Here is a 20,630-nt window from a genome sequence, read left to right as displayed (position 1 = left end):
GTTTGGTCTTTTTTTATAAACATTGAAGTCAATTAATAGAAAACTGTGGTGTAAAAAAGGTTACGAACCTAGTTCTACTTTATTCACAGGAAGAAATGTTTGTGTTAAAATTAAGTAAAGACAAATAAGCTAGAGGTGAAATATGAGTTCGGTTGTAGTTAAAGTTAATGGTATAGAGTATAATTTAAAGGGTAGAGAAAATGAAGAATATTTAAAAGGTATTGCAGAATATATAGATAGTAAAATACAAGAACTGTGTGAAAAAAATCCAAAACTTAGTTATTCGGCGGCAACTGTGCTAGCTGGAATAAATGTAGCTGATGAACTTTTTAAAAGTGACTTACAATGTGAAAAATTAGAGAAAGAGTGTAAAGGTCTAAAAGAGAACTACAAGAAATTAGAAGAAGAGTTTAATATTAAGGTTAAAGAAATAGAAACTTTAAATGAGAAATTAAAGGAAATAGAAAACACAAATTCTGAAGATTTAATTAAAGAAGTAGAAGATTATAAAAGTCAGTTAGACATAATGGAAGAGCAATACAAAAAGACAAAAGAACAAAACAAAACATTGATGAGTAGAAATAAGGAAGTTAATTTTCAATTGAATAATTATAAATATAAAGTACTTGATTTAGAAAAAAAATATATGGATATTAATTTTAAGCTTGCAAGAGAAAAAAGTGGGCAAAATATATTATTAAATACTAAAAAACATAGATAAATTAAGGAGTTTAGGATACTCCTTTTTTGTCGCATGGGTTAGGCTAATATGTATTGAACATGTACTCACAAGAAGTGCAACGCTTAAAGTATACAAATATGATAGTTTAAACATCAGAAAAACCACAGGAGAGATGAAGAATGAATAAAATAGAACTATTAGCTCCAGCAGGAAGTATGGAAAGTTTATATGCTGCCATAAATAACGGAGCCGATGCTGTATATCTTGGGGGAGATAAATTCTCTGCAAGGGCATATGCATCGAATTTTGATAAAGAGAATATGGAGAAGGCAGTAGACTATGCTCATCTATATGGTGTGAAGATATATGTTACAATAAATACTCTAATAAAAGAAGAGGAAATGAATTCTCTCTTAGAATATACGAAGGACCTATATAAAATGGGGATTGATGGTGTTATACTTCAGGATTTAGGAGCCTATAGAAACTTAAAAAGGCTAATTCCTGATTTAGAGATACATGGATCAACTCAAATGACAGTACATAATCCAGAAGGGGCACTATTCTTAACTGAAAAAGGTTTTAAGAGAATAGTGTTATCAAGAGAACTATCATTAGATGAAATTGAGTATATATCTAAAGATATGGGCATAGAAACTGAGATATTTGTTCATGGAGCCTTATGCGTGTGTTATTCAGGCATGTGTCTCATGAGTTCCATGATTGGAGGAAGAAGTGGCAATAGAGGAAGATGTGCTCAAAGTTGTAGACTTCCTTATACCCTAAAATCAATAAATGGTGGAAAAGAGTTTAAAGGATATTTATTAAGCCCTAAGGACATATGCACAGTTGATGATGTTAAAGAGATATTAAAAACTGGGACTTCTTCATTAAAAATAGAAGGAAGAATGAAGAGGGCAGAGTATGTTGCAGGAGTTGTGTCTGAGTATAGAAAAGCCATTGATGGTAACAAAAATAAAAATGGTGAAAAGCAATTAATGAAGCTTTTTAATAGGGAAGGTTTTTCAAAAGCATATCTTTACAAAAATGAAGGTAAAGATATGATGGCTTATAAATATCCTAAAAATACAGGAGTTTTTGTAGGTAAAGTTGTTGAGAATTCACTTGTCTTATTAGATGATGATATTTCTCTTAAGGATGGGATAAGAATAGGTGAAGGTGGGTTTACTGTTGCTAAGATATTACTTGATGGAAAAGAAGTTGAGAAAGCAAGTAAAGGAGACAAAGTAAAGTTAATCCCAAATCAATATAAAAAAGGTGATATTCTTTATAAAACCTCTGATAACTTATTGCTTAAGAGTTTACAATCAACCTACAACAGCATTTATGATAGAAAGGTTGATATATCTTGTGATGTTGAATTCAACTTACATGGGCCTATCATATTAAGAACTAGGTATATGGGAGAAAACTTTGAGGTCTATGGAGAAAATGTTGAAATAGCTAAAAACAAACCTTTATCTAAAGAAAGAATTCAAGAATCCTTAATGAAATCAGGAGAAACTGCCTTTAAGATAACTAAAGTAGAGTTTAAATCCTATGAAGAAGGCTTTTTGCCAGTATCATCATTAAATAATGTTAGAAGATTGCTTATAGAAAAGATTGAAGAAAATGTGAAGCTTAGATATAAAAAAGATATCAAGATATCAGATAAACATGAAAAACAAGAGGTTTTAGATGTTGATGGGCCTAATTTACTTTTCATAGCTAACACTAAGGCCCAACTAAAGGCCCTAATTGATGAAAAGGCCCACGATATAGGCATCAGTATTTACAACAAAAACATCTCAGGGATAAGACTTAAGGACTTAGATGGTCTTGATGGGCCTAACTTATATTTAAAGGTACCTAATATAATAAAACAGGAATATAATGTTTTAGTTAAAGAGATTGAGGAAAATCTACATAGATTTAAAGGGATAATTACATCTAATTTAGGAATAATAAAGAGATTTCAAAACAGAATATTAATAATAAGTGATTATAAGAGCAACATATTTAATTCTTCAGTGGTGAAATTCTTTAAAGAAAATAATGTATATCCATATTTAAGCCAAGAATTAAATAGAAAAGAAATCATGAATATACTATCTAAAGAAAAAAATCTAGGTATGTGTGTTTATGGTAAAACAGAATCTATGATATCAGAATATTGTCCAGTAGGAAGCACAGTTGGAGGAAAATGTTCGAGTAAAGAATGTTCTGCCCCATGTGTAAATGATGAATTTATGCTTGTTGATAGAATGAATAAGGACTTTAGAGTGTTAACAGATAAATTCTGTAGGGCCTATATATATAATTCCTCCCCTATTAATTTAATTGATGAAATGGAAGAACTTAAGGAAAAAGGTGTTTCAAGTTTTAGATTTGATTTCATTGATGAAGGGGAAGAAGAAGTTAAGGAAATATTAAATTATTTAAAAGATAAGACTCCTTTAAAAAGTAAAGAATATACCAAAGGTCATTATAGAAGAGGAGTAGAATAAAGGAGAAATTAATGAAAGAACGATCTATAAAGATATTAGAATTTCATAAAATAAAAGAACTTGTAAAAGAATATGCAATAACAGCTGGTGCTAAAGAATTAATAGAAGAGTTAAAGCCTTATGATAATGTTTATGAAATTAAAGAACATATACAAGAAACAAGAGAAGCATTAAATTTACTTATGACTAAGGGAAATCCTCCTTTTGAAGGGTTTTATGATGTTAGAGATGGTGTATCTAGAGCGTTAAAGGGAGGTACTTTAAATGCTCTTCAATTGCTTAGAATAGGGAATATGTTAAGATCTTCAAGAAAGTTTCTTGATTATATAAAGAGAAAAGAAGAGGAAGAAGATCATAAGATTATTGAAGAAATATGTGAAGGAATCACTCCTCTAAGAAAACTAGAAGAAAGCATAGAAATTGCTATAGTTGGTGAAGATGAGATATCAGATAGAGCCAGTAGCACTTTAAGTAATATCAGAAGATCTTTAAAAGAAAAAAACTCTTCCGTTAGAGAAAGAATAGGAGGAATAATAAGAGATAACTCTAAGTTCCTTCAAGATAACTTATATAGTGTAAGAGGGGATAGATATGTTATTCCTGTAAAATCTGAACATAAAGGGCAAGTACCTGGTCTTGTTCATGATCAGAGTTCATCAGGTGCAACATTATTTATTGAACCTATGAGTTTAGTTAATCTAAATAATGAAATTAAAGAACTTATGCTAAAGGAAAAGGCAGAAATAGAAAGAATATTAGCTGCTTTATCTAAGGGAGTCTATAACAATAAAGATGAAGTAAAGAGAAATCTAGATATATTAATTGAATTAGATTTTATATTTGCTAAAGCTAAATATGGAAGTTCCATAAACGGTGTTGCACCTATAGTAAATACTGATGGTTCATTTCACATCATAGAAGGAAGACATCCGTTAATAAGTTGCAAGATAGTTGTACCATCAACATCATACCTAGGTAAAGAGTTTACATCCTTAATAATAACTGGTCCAAACACAGGTGGAAAAACTGTAACATTAAAAACTATAGGACTTTTACATCTTATGGGTATGAGTGGATTATTAATACCTGCTAGAGATAATTCATCTATAAGTTATTATGAAAATATATTTGCAGATATAGGAGATGAACAAAGTATAGAGCAGAGTTTGTCAACTTTCTCATCTCATATGAAAAATATAGTTGAGATTATGGAAGATGCAAATGAGAACTCCTTAGTACTTTTTGACGAACTTGGAGCAGGAACAGATCCAACTGAAGGTGCTGCTTTAGCTGTATCAATACTTGAGAGTTTGAGAAAAAGAAACTGTAAGATAGTTGCTACAACTCACTACAGTGAACTTAAAGGATATGCGCTTAGAACTATAAATGTAGAAAATGCATCAGTTGAGTTTGATGTTGAAACTCTAAGACCAACTTACAGACTTCTAATAGGAATTCCAGGTAAGTCAAACGCTTTTGAGATATCTAGAAGACTAGGATTAAGTGATAGTGTAATTAAAGATGCAAAAGAGAGTATATCTTCTGAATCACTTCAGTTTGAAGATCTTATACAAAGTCTGCAAGAAAAGAGTATAAAGGCAGAAGAAGATGCTAGAAGAGCAGAAGTTTTAAAAATAGATGCTGAAAAACTTAAAGAAAAGTATAACAACAAGTTAGAATCTTTAGAAAAGATGAGAGAAAATGCTTACTCAGAAGCGAGAAGAGAAGCTAAACAGCTTTTAAGAGATGCTAAAGAAGAAGCTGATGAAATTTTAAAAACTATGAGAGAGCTTGAAAGAGATGGTGTATCTTCTACAAACAGAAGAAGGCTTGAAGAAGAAAGAAGCAAACTTAGAAACAACTTAGATAAGGCTGAAGCTGACTTGAACAAAGAAAAGAAGAAAAAAGGAAAAGAGATAGCTGAAGTTAAACTAGGAATGGAAGCTTTTTTACCTTCTTTAAATCAAAAAGTTGTAATAATATCAATGCCAGACAACAAAGGTGAAGTTAAGGTTGAAGCTGGTATTATGAAGATAAATGTTAAACTTAAAGACTTAGTTATAGCAGAAGGAATAAAAGAAGAAAAGAAAAAGTCATCTAAACAAGTTAATCTAAACTTAAAGTCAGTTAGTTCATCTGTGGACTTAAGAGGGTTAGATGCAGAAGAGGCTTGTTATAATGCAGATAAGTATTTAGATGAAGCTTATATGGCAGGCTTAGGAGAAGTATCCTTAATACATGGAAAAGGTACTGGGGTATTAAGAAAAGCTATAAACGACATGTTAAAGAGACATCCTCATGTAAAAAGTTATAGACTAGGTGAGTATGGTGAAGGTGGAACAGGAGTAACAGTAGTTCAACTGAAGTAAGCACCTTGTTGCGGTAGACGCGTTTCTCAGCGTCAATCTAATCATTCATTTATAAAAAATTTAATGAAACCCTTGAAAAAAGGGTTTCTACAGGAGTAAGGTTAAAAATGATTTTAATGAAACTCTTGAAAAGAAGAGTTTCTACAGGAGTAAAGTGTATGATTTTAGTTAGTGCTTGTTTAGCGGGAGTTAATTGCAGATATGATGGTAAAAATACCTATAAAGAAGAACTTAAAAAACTAATTGAGTCTGGAAAAGTTGTGTTAGTATGTCCAGAACAGTTAGGAGGTCTACAAACGCCAAGAAATCCAGCTGAAATAAGAGGGGATTTAGTGATAGACAATGAAGGGAATGATGTCACAGAACAGTTTACAAAAGGGGCCCATGAAACCATGAAGATAGCAAAACTTATGAATTGTAAGGCAGCTATATTGAAAAAGAATTCTCCTTCCTGTGGATTTGGAGAAGTTTATGATGGTACATTTAGTGGCATAAGGAAAAAAGGTAATGGACTAACTGGTGATATCCTTGATAAACATGGAATAAAGGTTTTTAATGAAGAAAACTTTCGTGAAGCAATAAAAGAATATATTTAAAATAAATGATGGGCCTATCAAGTTAATTTGATAGGCCCATCAAGTTTTTTAAACTCTTATTTCTCTTAGTACATTAATGTGTTCTACATTAGGATCTTCAGTTCCTTGAACATAAAGTCCAGCTCTCTTAAGATCTTTTACATAGTGAACAACTTCTAAAGTTATGATTTCTCCTGGACATAAAACAGGTATTCCAGGTGGATATGCCATTAAAAATTCTGCACTTATTCTTCCTACAGCATCTTCAAGAAGTAAAGTTTCCTTTTTAGAGTTAAATGCAGCTCTAGGATTTACTTTCATCTCTGGGATATCAGGAATATCTAAAAAATCTGGTTTTATGTTACTTTTTTCTGAATGCTCTTTAGAAATTTCTTTTAAAGCAGCTACTAAACTATTTAAAGCTTCTTCAGTATCGCCAAAAGATCCTACAGCAAGAACATTATAAAGGTCTGATAGTTCTACCTGTATATGATATCTTGTAGCTAATATAGTATCTAATTCATAACCTGTTAAACCTAATTCTCTACAATTTACAGTAATCTTAGTTGGGTCAAAGGAAAAAGCACCAGGTTTTCCAAGTATTTCTTCTCCAAAACAATAAAGTCCAGGGATTTTATTTATTTCATCTCTTACTTTTTTGCAACGCTCAACAGTTTTTGCAAGAAGTTCTTTTCCTTCTAAAGCTATTTGTTTTCTTGCACAATCAAGACTTGCCATAAGTATGTATGATGGTGAAGTTGTATGAAGTAAGTTTAAAACTTGTTGAACCCTTTTTGGATTTATAAGTTTACTTTTAACATGTAAAAGTGATCCTTGAGTTAATGAACCTATTATCTTGTGAGTACTTTGTGCACATATATCTGCACCAGCCTTTAATGATGATAAAGGAAGAGAATCATTAAATCCTAAATGAGGCCCATGAGCTTCATCAACTATCAAAGGTATATCATAGCTATGAACAATGTCAGCTATTTTTTTTATGTCAGTAGCAACTCCATAATAAGTTGGATTTATGATTAATACTGCTTTAGCATCAGGATTTTTGCGTAGAGACTCTGCTACAACCTCAGGTGTAACACCATGAGCAACTCCTAACTGTTTATCAAGTTCAGGAGTCATGAATATTGGAACAGCTCCACTTAATATGATTCCTGACGTAACAGATTTATGAACATTACGAGGAATAAGTATTTTGTCCCCATCGCCAACAACAGAAAGAATCATAGCTTGAATAGCGCCAGATGTTCCATGAATAGAGAAAAAGGAAGCATCAGCATCATAAGCATCAGCAACTAACTCTTGTGCTTTCTTTATTGGTCCTGTTGGATGGTGTAGGGAATCAACCATTTTAAAAACAGTTACATCTATTTTAAATGGGTTATCTCCTATAAATTTTTTAAAGTCATTTTCAATGCCATTACCTTTTTTATGACCTGGTACATGAAAGGGAATTGTTTCATTATTGACATATTCCATCAATGCGTCAAATAAGGGTGTTTCATTTTGATTTAATTTATACATGTATGGACACCTCTTTCGTTTACCTAATAATTTAAAAACACTACTATTATATTTTACCAAAACCCTCATTTCAATAAAAAAATTTTAAAAAGAATAAATATTTTATTCTTGTCAATAATACAGAGGAGGAGGGATAAATATGGAATGTAATAAAAGAATTAAAAGTATTGGACATAGTGGGAGAAAAAGCAGAAAAAATGGTAAAGTACCAGGGGTAATTTACGGTAAAGGTATTGAAAATATGCTCTTTGAAATTTCTGAATTAGAGTTAAATGAGGAAATTTTGCAAAATGGAGGACATGGATTTGTAAATATCAATTTAGAAGGTGAAAATCATAAAGCACTTATAAAGGAAATACAACGTGATCCATTAACAAGAAAGTTAGTACACATTGATTTAGAGAAGATAAGTGGAGATAAGAAGATAACTTCATATGTTCCATTAAACTTTACAGGTGAAGAATCTGTAGGAAAAGCAGGTGCTGTACTTCAAAAAGAAAAAAATGCAGTTAGGGTTGAATGTACTCCAGACAATTTACCAAAATCAATAAATATTGATATAACTAATGGTTCAGTTGGTTCAGTATTTAGGTTAAGTGATGTTGAGGTTGGAGAAGAAATTTCAATAATAGACGATTTAAATACAGTTGTAGCAGCTATAAGTTATGAAAGAAATACCGTATCTATGGATATGGCTATTAATGAAGAGCAGATAAAAGAAGAAAAAGAAGATAAAAGGAAAAATTAATCTGCACCTCTGTTCTGTAGAAGCGTTCCCAGCTTCATTAGATTCCTTCTAACCTCTGTTCTGTAGAAGCGTTCCCAACTTCATTAGATTCCTTCTAACCTCTGTTCTGTAGAAGCGGTCCCAGCTTCATTAAATTCATTTATTGTAAAATGAACTGAGCCTAAAGTATCAAGTAAGTTTTAGTTGAACTGAGGGGTATGAGTCTAGGTAATGCCACTGTTATGGGGAACCTTAATAGAGGATTGGAGGATTATAGTAGTAAAATGCTAATGATTAACATAGGATTCATTAGCATTTTACCTTTTTGTTACCATATAACTTACATAAAAGTGTTTTCATATACTGTAAATTCGTGTATAATGGATTTGCACATTTAAGGAGGGATTTTTGTGGATTACAAAATTAGATATGAGGAATGGTTACAATCCAAAGTTATATCAGAAGAAGTCAAGAATGAACTTAAACAACTTAATGATGAAAAGGAAATAGAAGATAGATTTTATAGAGATCTTGAATTTGGTACAGGTGGATTAAGAGGAGTAATAGGTTACGGAGACAACAGAATGAACATATACACTGTTGGAAAAGCTACTCAAGGATTCGCAAATTATTTATTAGAAAACTTTGATGATAATAGATCAGTAGCAATAGCTTATGACTCAAGAAATATGTCAGTAGAATTTGCTAAATCGGCAGCTTTAACTTTATGTGGAAACGGTATAAAAGTATATTTGTTTAAAGTGTTAGAGCCAACACCAGTATTATCATTTGCAGTTAGACATTTAAACTGTTCAGGTGGTATAGTAGTAACTGCATCCCATAATCCAAAGCAATATAACGGATATAAAGTATATGGTCCAGACGGTGGACAAGTAACCGATGGAGATGCAAACAAGATAATAGGATACGTAAAGGATATAAAAGGTTTTGAAGAAATAAAAACTATAAGCGAAGAAGAAGCTTTAGAAAAAGGATTATTAGTATTCATTGGAGAAGATGTTGATAAAGCATATATAGATGCAATTAAGAAAGCTACTATAAGAAAAGAATTAGTTAGTGAAAAAGCAAAGGATTTAAATATAATATACACTCCTATACATGGATCAGGAAATATTCCAGTAAGAAGAGTATTAGCTGAACTTGGATATGAAAATGTAAATGTAGTTAAGGAGCAAGAACTTCCAGATGGAAACTTCCCAACAGCTCCATATCCTAACCCAGAAGATCCAAAGGTATTTAAATTAGCTTTAGAGATGGCTGCAAAATCAGAACCAGATATAATTTTTGGAACTGACCCTGATTGTGATAGAATAGGGGTAGTGGTAAAAGATAAAACTGGAGATTATAAAGTTTTAACAGGTAATCAAACAGGAATGCTTTTAACACATTATATATTAAGTTCTTTAAGCGAAAGAAATGAAATTCCAGACAATGGAGTAGTTATAAAAACTATAGTAACAACTGAGTCAGCTAATGATATAGCTAAGGCTTATGATGTTGAGATTATGGATACTTTAACTGGATTTAAGTATATTGGAGAAAAAATGACTGCTTTTGAGAAAGATAACAGTCATAAATATCTATTTGGATTTGAAGAAAGTTATGGATATTTAATAGGAGACCATGCAAGAGATAAGGATGCAGTTGTAGCTGCAATGCTTATAGCTGAAATGACTCTTTACTACAAAGAAAATGGAATGAGTCTTTATGATGGACTTTTAGCTTTATATGAAAAGTATGGTTACTATAAAGAAGCTCTTGAATCTTTTGAACTAACTGGTAAAGAAGGTCAAGAAAAGATAGCTAAGTGTATCGAGAATCTTAGAAGTACTGAGTTTACTGAGTTAAACGGAATTAAACTTTCGTTAAAGGAAGACTATAAATTAAGTACTCAAAAAAATATGCACTTTAATTCTGAAGTAACTCTTGATTTACCTAAATCAAATGTATTAAAATTTATATTTGAGGATGATTCGTGGTTTGTAGTAAGACCTTCAGGAACAGAACCTAAAATGAAACTATATATTGCTGTAAAAGGTAATTCTATAGAAAATTCAGAAGAAAACTTAAATAGCTTTAAAGAAGCTGTTAGAGGATTAATTGAAAAAAACTTAAATTAATAAAAAAGCTATCATCCTTCGGTGATGATAGCTTTTAATTCTTATATGGAAAAGGAGAAAATACTTTGGATTATAGAAATTTATTTAAAGAAAAACTATCTAAACTATTATTTTTAGAATTAAATAAAGAAGGTTTCCTTAAAACCCTTAATATATCAAATTTAGAACTTAAAAATAAAGATTTATTTGTGCCTATAAACACTACATATTTAGCTTCAAATATAGAAAATGAAATAAAGATAAAAAATCTTCCTATATATGATTTTATTGAAGGAATGAGTTTTGCCTTAGGAGCAGATGATAAGCTGAAATTTAATGAAGATTATATAACTTTATTAAAAAATATTAAGGATTCAATACCTTGTATAAAAAGTGCCGTAGCAAAAAAGATAAAAGAAAATCTTTTTGATGAAGCATATATACTATTAAGAGGACTAACTAATGTAACTAATGAGGAAGAGGTATGGGAAAGGTTATTTCTTATTGGTGAAACAATAAGGGAACAAGATAAAGGTTTTACAGAAGTATTTAAAGAAGATATAGATAGATATAAATATCTAAATCCGAACTCTCATAAAGAAAGTATCTATGAAGCTTTGATTTATAATGATGAAGGAAATAATGAAAAAGCCTACGTTTATATAAATGAATATTTAAATTCTGGGGGAGAGCCAGAAGAATACATCCTAAGTTTAAAAGCTGAACTTGAAGACACGTTAGACTATGAAAATGGAAAGAAACTAATAGAAGGAAATCCTAAAGAGGCTTTAAAAAAGTTAATTCCTTTGCTCGATAGATTTGGTGATAATCCATCTTTATTTTATTACGTAGCTTTGTGTTACAGAAAACTTGAAAATTATGAAAAAGCAATTTATTACTTAAATGAAAGTATAGCAATTGATAGCTCAATAGTTGAAACAATAAACGAAATGGGTATAAACTATGCTTCTTTAGAAGACTTTGAAAATGCTATAAAGTATTTTAGAAAAGCATTTGAAGCAACTAGGGATATAGAGATCTGTACTAATTTAATAATGTGTTATTTAAATTCAGGAGATTTAAAGCAAGCAAGATTACATTTAGAAATTGCAGAAAAAATAAACAAAGATGACGAGATTGTAAAAGAAATAAAAGAATACATGAAAAGATTTAATTAAAGGTTACAAGTAGATTACTTTCCTTTTTATAGCTAATCTTTTATGGTAATATTTAAATATAAAAGTTAAGGATGGAGAGTATGTTTATAAATATATTAGGTTTTAAAATCTACAAAAATACGAAAACAGAATTAATTGAGTTGTTAAACAGCTATCCTAAAGTCAACATAATATCAGGGAATCCTGAAGTATTATTTAACGGATTAAATAATAAAACATTGGGAGATAATTTTAGAAAGGATAGCTCGGTTATAATACCTGATGGAGTTGGAACGGTTTTAGCTTCAAAAATACAAGGAACACCAGTTAAAGAAAAAATTCCAGGAATAGAAGTTATGGGTGAAATTATAAAAAAAGCTGAAAGAGAAGGAAAAGGAATTTATCTTTTAGGTGCAAAGGAAGAGGTGCTACTTAAATGTAGTGAAAATCTTTTGATAAAATACCCACAGCTAAACATAGTTGGAATGAAAAATGGTTATTTCAAAAAAGAAGATTCTGACTCAATTGCTGAAGATATCAAATCAAAAAATCCCTACGCTATTTTTATAGCAATGGGATCTCCTAGACAAGAAGAATTTATATCTAAATACATGGATGAGCTTCCTTGTAAAATCTTCATGGGAGTTGGAGGCAGCTTTGATGTTTTTGCGGGTAATGTAAATAGAGCACCTAAGTGGATGATAAGTTTAGGCCTTGAGTGGCTTTACAGAGTTAGTAAGGAACCTTGGAGAATAAAAAGATTAGGGGCTATTCCTAAGTTTTTGTTGTTGGTTTTAAAGAATAAAATCAAAAGGGGAAATCATGAGTAAAAGTAATTTAATAAAGTCAACTGCAGTTGTAATGATTGTATCTCTTTTAAGCAGGTGTCTTGGATTAATAAGAGATTTATTAATAGGTAATAATTTTGGTGCAAGCATGTATACAGATGCCTACAATGTGGCGGTTACTATTCCTGAAACTATATTCATGGTTATTGGGTTAGCAATATCAACTTCATTTTTACCTATATTAAGCGAGGAACTTGCTAAAAAAGGTAAAAAAGATATGTATGCTTATGCTAATAAGTTTATAACTATGCTTTCTATTATATCAATAATTATATTTATTCTATCATTAATCTTTACAAGAGAGATAGTATCCTTTATTGCAAATGGATTTGATAACGAAGCACTTGAATTAGCTATTAAGTTAACCAGAATAACTATAATTAATTTGTTGTTTTTATCATTTAACGCTTGTTTTACATCGCTTTTACAAGTAAATGAGGATTTTATAATTCCTTCAATATTAGGATTATTTTTTAATGCTCCAATGATAGCATATTTATTAGTTTTCAAAAATTACACGATTGAAGGGTTAACTATAGCAAATGTTGTAGGAAACTTTTTTAGAGTTTTAGTTCAAGTACCATCACTAATAAAACATGGGTATATATATAAGATCAGTATTGATATGAAAGATGAGCGTATAAGGAAGGCCTTGTTACTAATTGCGCCAGTAATAATTGGAGCTGGAGCTAATTCGTTAAATATGGTTGTAGATAAGAAAGTTGCTGCAACATTAGGCGAAGGTAGTATATCGGCATTAGATTATGCACAAAAGTTAATAGTACTTATAAATACAATAATAACCTCATCAATAATAACTGTAACATATCCATTAATGGCCAATAAAAAAAATTCTGGGGACAATAAAGGCTTTATAGAGTACATACTTAAATCAATAACATATAGTGCTATTTTTTTAATTCCAATAACAGTAGGTGCCTTAGTATTAAATGAAGAAATAATTAAGATAGTATATATGAGAGGAGCTTTTGGAATTGAGGCGGTTAGCCTAACTAAAATGGCGTTGATAGGATATGCTATAGGTATTTTCTTTACTGCACTTAGAGATATATTAAACTCAACTCTTTTTTCTATGGGAAAAACAAAAGAAACTACAATAAATGGAATTATAGGAGTTGTTATAAATATAATTTTAAGCGTAACCTTATCAAAGTTCTTTGGTGTGGTAGGTATAGCTATTGCAACATCTAGTGCAATGATGGTTACAAGCTGTATGTTAATATTAACCCTGAAAAAAATAATCAAAGATTTCAAAGTTAAAAGTACTATGATTAAATTAGCTAAAGTTTTTCTTTCATCTTTAGTAATGGGGTGTGCATTAACTATATTAAACTTAAATAACAGTGGTGATATGGGAAAACTGACTATGCTTATGGTAATAGTTGCAGGTGCTTTTATATATTATATTATGTGCATGCTATTAAAAATAGATGAAATTAAAGAATTGAATTCAATTATTAGAAAGAAGATTGGGAGGAAATAATGAAAATACTTTTTATTGCTTGTTATTCTCCGTTAATAAATAATTCAGCAGCCATAGAAACATTACAGTATTTAAACAAGCTAGACAACATTAAAGGAAATGAAATTCATCTATTAACGGTAGATTTCCCTAAAGACTCTATATATTATGACAGTAAACTTTTTTCAATGATGAATAGTTCAATAAAATTACATGCTATAGATGGTGGAAAATTATTTAATAAAATTATGCCAAAGAAAAAAACTGTGAACTCTGATATCAAATTAGAAGGAAGTTCTAAAAAAAGGTCATTAGCTAGAATGATAAAAAATTCTTTGGCAATACCTGATATGTATTTATACTGGGCTTTTAAAGCTTCTAAATGTGGGAAAAAACTAGTGAGTAAAGAAAAATTTGATGTCATATTTTCTATGCATGAGCCACCGTCATCCCATATATGTGCATACCTTATAAAAAGAAAGTTTAAAGACTTAAAATGGATTACTTATTGGAGTGATCCTTGGACAAAGGATTCTACTCGGGAAAAAAATATAGTAATAAGAAAACTAATTGAAAAAAAATTAGAGAATCTTGTAGTGACGAATAGCGATAAATTAATATTTGTTACTGATGAAAATAGAAATGATTATGTGAATAGTTATAATATACCAATTGATAATACGTTTATTTTAAATAGAGGATATGATAAGCAGATATATGACAAAATTAAAGATAGAGAAAAGCCTAATCTTATTAAAGAAGATAAAGTTAATATTATATATGCTGGAGAGATATTTTCAAAATTGAGAGATGTTAATCCATTTATTGAGGCAATTAAAAAAATTAAGCTTGAAGATAAGTATCTTTATAATAAATTAAATATACTGTTTTTTGGAAATATAGATAATGATGAAATAAGATATAAGCTTTCAAATGAAGAAGCTATTACAATTTCTCCAAGAATTGCTTTTGATGAGGCATTAAATTATATGATTAATGGAGAGATATTACTGTTATTTGGAAATAAAAAATCAAAACAGATACCAGGAAAGATATATGATTATTTTGGAACTGATTCTTGGATATTAAACATATATGGAGATCCAAATGACCCTATAAAGAAATTAGTTCAGAATCATTATAAATGTTATAGTTGTGATAATAATTCAGAAGATATTAAAGCTAGTATATTAAAATTAATTGACAAGGTTGAAAAGGGAATATATCCAAAAGCAGATGAAAATTATGAGTGGGATAAAGTGGCTTTGAGATTAAATGACATATTGAGAGGATAGTGATTTTATGCATGTAATGCTTATTCCGTCGTGGTATTCTTCAGAAAGAAAAAAAGTTCATGGAAGCTTTTTTTTAGAGCAATTTAAAGAACTACAGAAATCGGGAGTTAAAGTGACCGTAGCATATAATGAAATATGGCCTATTACTTATCTAGGAAAAATAAAAGATAAAAGAGGTATATCTGTAAATTCAGAATCGGATTTAGAAACCTATAGATATAAAGATTTTAATTACTTACCCAAAAATCCATTGATGTTTAAAAGTTTCAATAGAAGAATGGATAAATTATATAAAAAAATAGAAAAAGAGAGAGGTAAGGTAGATATTATACATGCCCATTCATGTTTTTGGGGCGGGATAGCTGGGTATTACTTAAGCCAAAAATATGATATTCCATTAGTTGTAACTGAGCACACGTCATTAGAAAATAGTAAGTATGTGCGTGAGTCATATAAGAAATATATATTTGAAGTTTATAATAATTGTACAAGGTTGATAGCTGTAGGAAATGGATTAAAAAAGGAACTTGAAAGATATACAAATAATGAAATCAGAGTTATACACAATCTTGTTGACTTATCTTTATTTGACATTAGAAAAGACGAATCTTATGATGAGTTTACTTTTTTTACATGCGCATATTTGGAATCTGGAAAGGGAATAGAAACACTTATAGAAGCCTTTGCAAAAAGCTTTAAAGGAAATAAAAATATTCAATTAATAATAGGTGGAGATGGAAGTTTAAAAAAACAACTTGAAGAGCTTTCAACACAATTTGGCATAGATAAACAAACTATTTTTTTAGGTGCCCTAACAAGAAAAGAAGTAGCTATAGAAATGAATAGATGCAATTGTTTTGTTTTGCCATCAGAATTTGAAACATTTGGAGTTGTTTATATTGAAGCTATAGCTAGTGGAAAACCAATTATAGGAACTAAAAATGGTGGAGCAGAATACATAATAACTGATACAAATGGGGTTATTATTGATAAAAAAAATATAGATAAATTAGCTAAAGCACTAGTCTATATGAAAAATAATGAGTTGAAATTCGACCCATATAAGATTAGAGAAGAGGCTATTTCTAAATACTCTGGAGATGTGATTATAAATAAAATAAAAGGAGTTTATAAAGAATTACTATGATTGATTTATTAAAAAGGGGATTTAATTATATTACGGATGGATTTTATTTTAAGTTAGCTTATTTAATTGTAAGTATTTGCACTATAACTATTTTTTCCAATATACCTAAATTAAATTTAATAAGTAAACTATTAATAGTATGGGGTGTTATTTTAGTTATAAATAATTTTGTAAGATTATTAAGTGAAAAAATTACTCTTCATAATATGTTTCTTTGTATATTTATAGTAAGTTCTGTTTTATTAGTTTTTTCAAGATATAGAAATGGTGAAAATATTAAGATTATAATTATAAATCTAATTCTATTTTTTGGGATGTTCTATGTAGATGATTTAAAAAGTAAGAAAGAACTTATAAAAGAAGTTAAAATTATTTCTTTAGTATATTTTATTTTTTCATCATTATTGTCAATAGGATCTCTGATTATAATTTTAAAAAAAATTAATATAGTGATCAATGGTCAAAACTTCGGATTTGATATCCAAAATGGTAATAATACTGGATTATATTTTCATGAAAACTCTTTAGGGCTAGCAGCAGGAATAGCCATTGTTGTTGGAATTTATTTAATAATAGAGTTTAAAAGTAAATTATTAAAAGGAGTAGTTTTAGTAGCTATGATTTTTAATGGGTTAGCTCTTTTTTATTCTGAGGGAAGAAGTGGTTATATTTTATTAATTATGCTTTTGCCTATGTTAATTTTTATATATGGAAAAAATATTTTAATTAGAGTAGGTTTTATTATTCTTTTATTGATTGGATCAGTAGAATCAATAGTTAAGATAGATGTATCTTGGGATAAATGGCTAAGTGGAAGAGCGCAATTATGGATAACGGCAATTGAATCAATAAAACGAAATCCTGTCTTTGGAGTAGGAAATTCTAATTTAGTTTCTAATTTAACTAAATTGTTACCGGAAGTGCAGTCAAAGTGGGTTTATGGTTTACCAGGAATAGAAGCTGGAGGAGTTCATAATATTTTTATACAAGTGGCTGTAGTATATGGAATTCCCACGCTTATTATATTTATATTATTTTTATTTTCATTGCTTTTTTATATTGCCAATAAAATTGACAAATTGAATGGATGTTATAAGTTGAAGACTACTATATTGTCAACATTATGTTTTGGAATTATTGGGGTGAATTTTTTTGAAAGTAACTTAGTTTTTATAATTAGCTTTATCTCACTTATTTTTTGGACATATATGGGTTATGCAGTGAGATTAGTTGAGAAAAAATAATATTTATAGAGGTGAATATATGTTTAAAAATTTAGATTTAGAAACATTTATCGAAGATTTATCGTCAGAAAAACCAACGCCAGGAGGTGGAAGTGTAGCTGCTTTAGTTGGAGCTTTAGCCTCAGGATTAAATAACATGGTTTATAGTTTAACTGTTAACAAAAAAGCTTTTAACAATTTAACAGATGAAGAGAAAAGCTTGGTTTTGGTTTCTATAGAAAGAACTAAAAACTTAAAAAATGATTTTTTTAAAGCAATGGAAGAAGATAAAAGTGCTTTTGAAGGTTTAATGAATTCATATAAACTTCCTAAAGGTACTGAGGAAGAAATAGGATTTAGAAATAAAGAAATAGAGATAAATACTATAAAGGCTCTAGAAGCTCCTCTAAATTTAGCGAGAAAAGCCTTAGAATTATACAAGGAAATTGAAATTGGAGTTAAGTATGGAAATAAGGGAGCTATTTCTGATGCTGGAGTTTCAGCAATTCTTACTCATTCTACAATTGAAAGTGCAATTATGAATGTTAAGATTAATTTAGCTTATTTAACTAATGAGGAATTTAAATTTTCAGTTAATAATGAAATAGATAATATACTTAAAGAGTCAAATGAGAAAAAAGAAATGTTTGTAGGTAAGGTTTATAGTATTGTTGAAGGGTAAAAACTGAATTAATTATAAAAATTAGGTCTTTAGATTTATTAATATCTAAAGACCTAATTTGTTTAATATTTATAATTCGTCTAAAGATTTAAAGGTATATCCTTGATTTTTAGCTTCTTTAATAATAGTTTTTAGGACTTCAGTATTTGTTTTAGACACTGAATGAAGTAGCATTATTTCACCAGGATGAAAACCTTCGGTTATCTTTTTTATTGCAAAATCTTCATTAGGTTGTTTTTCTTGAATCCAATCTTTATAAGCAAAACTCCAAAAGATTGTTTTGTAACCTAGTTTCTCAGTTCTAGCTAAAGAAAGTTCAGAATATTTTCCCATAGGTGGTCTAAAGTATTTAGGCATCTCTTTTCCTGTTATCTCAGAAAAAAGTTCTTCCACATCTTTAAACTCCTTTTCAAACTTTTTTTCATCTCTTATTGATGCCATTGAAGGATGATGAGAACTATGATTGCCTACTACATGACCTTCTTCAACCATTCTTTTAACTATATCAGGGTAATCTTTTAAATAAGGTCGAACAACAAAAAATGCAGCAGGAACTTCTTCTTCCTTTAATATATCTAGAATTTTAAGGGTATTGCCATTTTCATATCCTTGGTCAAAAGTAAGATATATAACTTTTTCTTGTGTATTACCTAAATAATAGGTAGAATATTTAGAATTAAACTTAGAAGTTTCTTTTGGTGAAGAGGGCGTTTGACCTTTAACATCTGAGTGAAAGTACCAATCATATTCTTTGCTATCAAAATCTTCTGCATTTGTATTAAATGCAAAAATATTTAAACTAATAAAAATTAAACTTAAAAATTTACTTATATTTTTCATTTTATCACCTCAAAAATAGTTTTTGTATTTCTAAAATATTTAGTAGAGTACTTTATTCCAATATTGGTTTTCTTTTATTGAAATAAAAAACTTAATAAAGTATAATTTTAAAGGATGACAAATGAAAGAAGGGAATGTACATAAATGAAACTTGGAATTGTTGGATTACCTAATGTTGGAAAGAGTACTCTTTTCAATGCTATTACTAAAGCTGGAGCAGAATCAGCTAATTATCCATTCTGTACAATAGAACCGAATGTTGGTGTTGTTGCTGTTCCTGATAAAAGATTAGATGTATTAGAGAAGATATATAATTCAAAAAAGAAGGTTTATACTTCAGTAGAATTTTATGATATAGCTGGTTTAGTTAAAGGAGCTTCAAAAGGAGAAGGATTAGGAAACAAATTCTTATCTCATATAAGAGAAGTTGCAGCTATCTGTCATGTAGTTAGATGTTTCGATGATGAAAATGTTGTTCATGTTGAAGGATCGGTTGACCCAATAAGAGATATAGAAACAATCAATCTAGAATTAATATTCTCTGATTTAGAAGTTTTAGAGAGAAGAATGGAAAAAAACGTAAAATTAGCTAGATCTGGAGATAAAACTGCTAAAGCAGAATACTCTTTAATGGAAAGAATTAAAGCTCACTTAGAAGATAATAAACCAGTGAGAACTCTAGAAGTTACAGAAGAAGAGGATGAAATTGTAAAATCTTTATTTTTAATAACTTCAAAACCTGTGTTATATGTATGTAATATATCTGAAGATGATATGATGAGTGGAAATCTTGAAAATGACTTGGTTAAAAAAGTCCAAGAACATGCTAAAAGTGAAAACTCTGAAACAGTTATTGTAGCTGCTAGATTAGAAGAAGAACTATCTGGTTTAGAGGAAGAAGAAAAGGCAGAAATGTTAGAAGAGTATGGACTTACTGAGTCTGGCTTAGATAAACTAATTAGAACTAGCTACAAACTTTTAGGGTTAATGAGTTACTTAACTGCTGGAGTTCAAGAAGTAAGAGCTTGGACGATTGTAAATGGGACTAAAGCTCCACAAGCAGCTGGAAAAATTCACTCAGATATAGAAAGAGGTTTTATAAGAGCTGAAATAGTGTCCTTTGATGCCTTAGCAGAATTAGGATCAGAAGCCGCTGCAAAAGAAAAAGGTGTATATAGATTAGAAGGAAAAGAATATGTAATGAAAGATGGAGATGTAGTTAATTTTAGATTTAACGTATAAGATATCTCTGAATAAAAAAGATTGCTATACCAATATATTGGTATAGCAATCTTTTTTTTATTGGGAAATTCAGTAAATGAATAATACATATTTATAGAATTATTAAAGAAGTATACTAATTTGTATAATAATAACTTTGACTAATTTAAAAAAATATTAAAAAAACCTTCTAAAATATTGAAGGTTTTTCT

Annotated in this window: 16 protein-coding genes; 14 read left to right on the top strand and 2 right to left on the bottom strand. The window is 29.4% G+C overall.

The window, feature by feature from the left end:
- Nucleotides 1–142 precede the first annotated feature (142 nt).
- The 4 genes from P8F83_RS09575 (at nucleotide 143) to P8F83_RS09560 (ending at nucleotide 6,154) form a co-directional block, all read left to right on the top strand.
- A complete protein-coding gene (locus P8F83_RS09575; protein WP_073019831.1) occupies nucleotides 143–721 on the top strand; it encodes a cell division protein ZapA in 579 nt (192 codons plus the stop codon).
- A gap of 140 nt (nucleotides 722–861) precedes the next feature.
- On the top strand, nucleotides 862–3,189 hold the full coding sequence (locus P8F83_RS09570) for a U32 family peptidase (RefSeq protein ID WP_326514427.1): 2,328 nt from the start codon (nucleotides 862–864) through the stop codon (nucleotides 3,187–3,189).
- An 11-nt stretch (nucleotides 3,190–3,200) separates the two neighbouring features.
- The gene (locus P8F83_RS09565; RefSeq protein WP_326514426.1) at nucleotides 3,201–5,558 is read left to right on the top strand and encodes an endonuclease MutS2; all 2,358 of its coding nucleotides are present in this window, start codon (nucleotides 3,201–3,203) and stop codon (nucleotides 5,556–5,558) included.
- A gap of 158 nt (nucleotides 5,559–5,716) precedes the next feature.
- Nucleotides 5,717–6,154, top strand: coding sequence for a 2-thiouracil desulfurase family protein (locus P8F83_RS09560; RefSeq protein WP_326514425.1), 438 nt, complete (start codon nucleotides 5,717–5,719; stop codon nucleotides 6,152–6,154).
- 48 nt (nucleotides 6,155–6,202) lie between these two features.
- Here the strand turns inward: P8F83_RS09560 and P8F83_RS09555 are convergent, their stop codons facing one another.
- Nucleotides 6,203–7,675, bottom strand: coding sequence for an aminotransferase class I/II-fold pyridoxal phosphate-dependent enzyme (locus tag P8F83_RS09555; RefSeq protein WP_326514424.1), 1,473 nt, complete (start codon nucleotides 7,673–7,675; stop codon nucleotides 6,203–6,205).
- 139 nt (nucleotides 7,676–7,814) lie between these two features.
- On the opposite strand from P8F83_RS09555, the gene P8F83_RS09550 reads away from it, so the two are divergent.
- From P8F83_RS09550 to P8F83_RS09510, 9 genes are all read left to right on the top strand, one after another.
- The gene (locus P8F83_RS09550) at nucleotides 7,815–8,423 is read left to right on the top strand and encodes a 50S ribosomal protein L25 (RefSeq protein ID WP_326514423.1); all 609 of its coding nucleotides are present in this window, start codon (nucleotides 7,815–7,817) and stop codon (nucleotides 8,421–8,423) included.
- Nucleotides 8,424–8,812: 389 nt separating this feature from the next.
- Nucleotides 8,813–10,543 carry a phospho-sugar mutase gene (locus P8F83_RS09545; RefSeq protein ID WP_326514422.1) on the top strand — a complete coding sequence of 577 codons (1,731 nt, stop codon included), beginning with the start codon at nucleotides 8,813–8,815 and terminating at the stop codon, nucleotides 10,541–10,543.
- Between the two features lie 65 nt (nucleotides 10,544–10,608).
- On the top strand, nucleotides 10,609–11,700 hold the full coding sequence (locus P8F83_RS09540; protein WP_326514421.1) for a tetratricopeptide repeat protein: 1,092 nt from the start codon (nucleotides 10,609–10,611) through the stop codon (nucleotides 11,698–11,700).
- A gap of 80 nt (nucleotides 11,701–11,780) precedes the next feature.
- On the top strand, nucleotides 11,781–12,509 hold the full coding sequence (locus P8F83_RS09535) for a WecB/TagA/CpsF family glycosyltransferase (protein ID WP_326514420.1): 729 nt from the start codon (nucleotides 11,781–11,783) through the stop codon (nucleotides 12,507–12,509).
- On the top strand, nucleotides 12,502–14,031 hold the full coding sequence (gene murJ, locus P8F83_RS09530; protein ID WP_326514419.1) for a murein biosynthesis integral membrane protein MurJ: 1,530 nt from the start codon (nucleotides 12,502–12,504) through the stop codon (nucleotides 14,029–14,031). The genes P8F83_RS09535 and murJ overlap by 8 nt, the downstream gene beginning before the upstream one ends.
- Nucleotides 14,031–15,305 carry a glycosyltransferase family protein gene (locus P8F83_RS09525; protein ID WP_326514418.1) on the top strand — a complete coding sequence of 425 codons (1,275 nt, stop codon included), beginning with the start codon at nucleotides 14,031–14,033 and terminating at the stop codon, nucleotides 15,303–15,305. The genes murJ and P8F83_RS09525 overlap by 1 nt, the downstream gene beginning before the upstream one ends.
- Nucleotides 15,306–15,312: 7 nt before the next feature.
- Nucleotides 15,313–16,452, top strand: a complete 1,140-nt coding sequence (locus P8F83_RS09520; protein ID WP_326514417.1) for a glycosyltransferase — start codon at nucleotides 15,313–15,315, stop codon at nucleotides 16,450–16,452.
- On the top strand, nucleotides 16,449–17,696 hold the full coding sequence (locus P8F83_RS09515; RefSeq protein WP_326514416.1) for an O-antigen ligase family protein: 1,248 nt from the start codon (nucleotides 16,449–16,451) through the stop codon (nucleotides 17,694–17,696). Before P8F83_RS09520 ends, P8F83_RS09515 begins: the two co-directional genes overlap by 4 nt.
- A 19-nt stretch (nucleotides 17,697–17,715) precedes the next feature.
- Nucleotides 17,716–18,357: a cyclodeaminase/cyclohydrolase family protein gene (locus tag P8F83_RS09510; RefSeq protein WP_326514415.1), complete on the top strand. Its 642-nt coding sequence runs from the start codon at nucleotides 17,716–17,718 to the stop codon at nucleotides 18,355–18,357.
- A gap of 69 nt (nucleotides 18,358–18,426) precedes the next feature.
- Here P8F83_RS09510 and pdaA read toward each other — a convergent pair whose 3' ends face one another.
- Nucleotides 18,427–19,197, bottom strand: coding sequence for a delta-lactam-biosynthetic de-N-acetylase (pdaA, locus tag P8F83_RS09505; RefSeq protein ID WP_326514414.1), 771 nt, complete (start codon nucleotides 19,195–19,197; stop codon nucleotides 18,427–18,429).
- Nucleotides 19,198–19,341: 144 nt separating this feature from the next.
- Here pdaA and ychF point away from each other — a divergent pair, with 144 nt between their 5' ends.
- On the top strand, nucleotides 19,342–20,439 hold the full coding sequence (gene ychF / locus P8F83_RS09500) for a redox-regulated ATPase YchF (RefSeq protein ID WP_326514413.1): 1,098 nt from the start codon (nucleotides 19,342–19,344) through the stop codon (nucleotides 20,437–20,439).
- The last annotated feature ends 191 nt before the right edge of the window (nucleotides 20,440–20,630 follow it).

The organism is Clostridium intestinale (assembly GCF_035905475.1).
Lineage (GTDB): Bacteria > Bacillota > Clostridia > Clostridiales > Clostridiaceae > Clostridium_T > Clostridium_T intestinale.
This window is presented reverse-complemented; position numbering and strand designations above follow the sequence as displayed.

Excerpts from the sequence above, each read along its gene's own strand:
- P8F83_RS09515 (WP_326514416.1), top strand. The coding sequence starts at position 16,449 with ATGATTGATTTATTAAAAAGGGGATTTAATTATATTACGGATGGATTT.
- pdaA (WP_326514414.1), bottom strand. The coding sequence starts at position 19,197 with ATGAAAAATATAAGTAAATTTTTAAGTTTAATTTTTATTAGTTTAAAT.
- P8F83_RS09555 (WP_326514424.1), bottom strand. The coding sequence starts at position 7,675 with ATGTATAAATTAAATCAAAATGAAACACCCTTATTTGACGCATTGATG.
- ychF (WP_326514413.1), top strand. The coding sequence starts at position 19,342 with ATGAAACTTGGAATTGTTGGATTACCTAATGTTGGAAAGAGTACTCTT.
- P8F83_RS09570 (WP_326514427.1), top strand. The coding sequence starts at position 862 with ATGAATAAAATAGAACTATTAGCTCCAGCAGGAAGTATGGAAAGTTTA.
- murJ (WP_326514419.1), top strand. The coding sequence starts at position 12,502 with ATGAGTAAAAGTAATTTAATAAAGTCAACTGCAGTTGTAATGATTGTA.
- P8F83_RS09525 (WP_326514418.1), top strand. The coding sequence starts at position 14,031 with ATGAAAATACTTTTTATTGCTTGTTATTCTCCGTTAATAAATAATTCA.
- P8F83_RS09520 (WP_326514417.1), top strand. The coding sequence starts at position 15,313 with ATGCATGTAATGCTTATTCCGTCGTGGTATTCTTCAGAAAGAAAAAAA.
- P8F83_RS09575 (WP_073019831.1), top strand. The coding sequence starts at position 143 with ATGAGTTCGGTTGTAGTTAAAGTTAATGGTATAGAGTATAATTTAAAG.
- P8F83_RS09565 (WP_326514426.1), top strand. The coding sequence starts at position 3,201 with ATGAAAGAACGATCTATAAAGATATTAGAATTTCATAAAATAAAAGAA.
- P8F83_RS09510 (WP_326514415.1), top strand. The coding sequence starts at position 17,716 with ATGTTTAAAAATTTAGATTTAGAAACATTTATCGAAGATTTATCGTCA.
- P8F83_RS09535 (WP_326514420.1), top strand. The coding sequence starts at position 11,781 with ATGTTTATAAATATATTAGGTTTTAAAATCTACAAAAATACGAAAACA.
- P8F83_RS09560 (WP_326514425.1), top strand. The coding sequence starts at position 5,717 with ATGATTTTAGTTAGTGCTTGTTTAGCGGGAGTTAATTGCAGATATGAT.
- P8F83_RS09550 (WP_326514423.1), top strand. The coding sequence starts at position 7,815 with ATGGAATGTAATAAAAGAATTAAAAGTATTGGACATAGTGGGAGAAAA.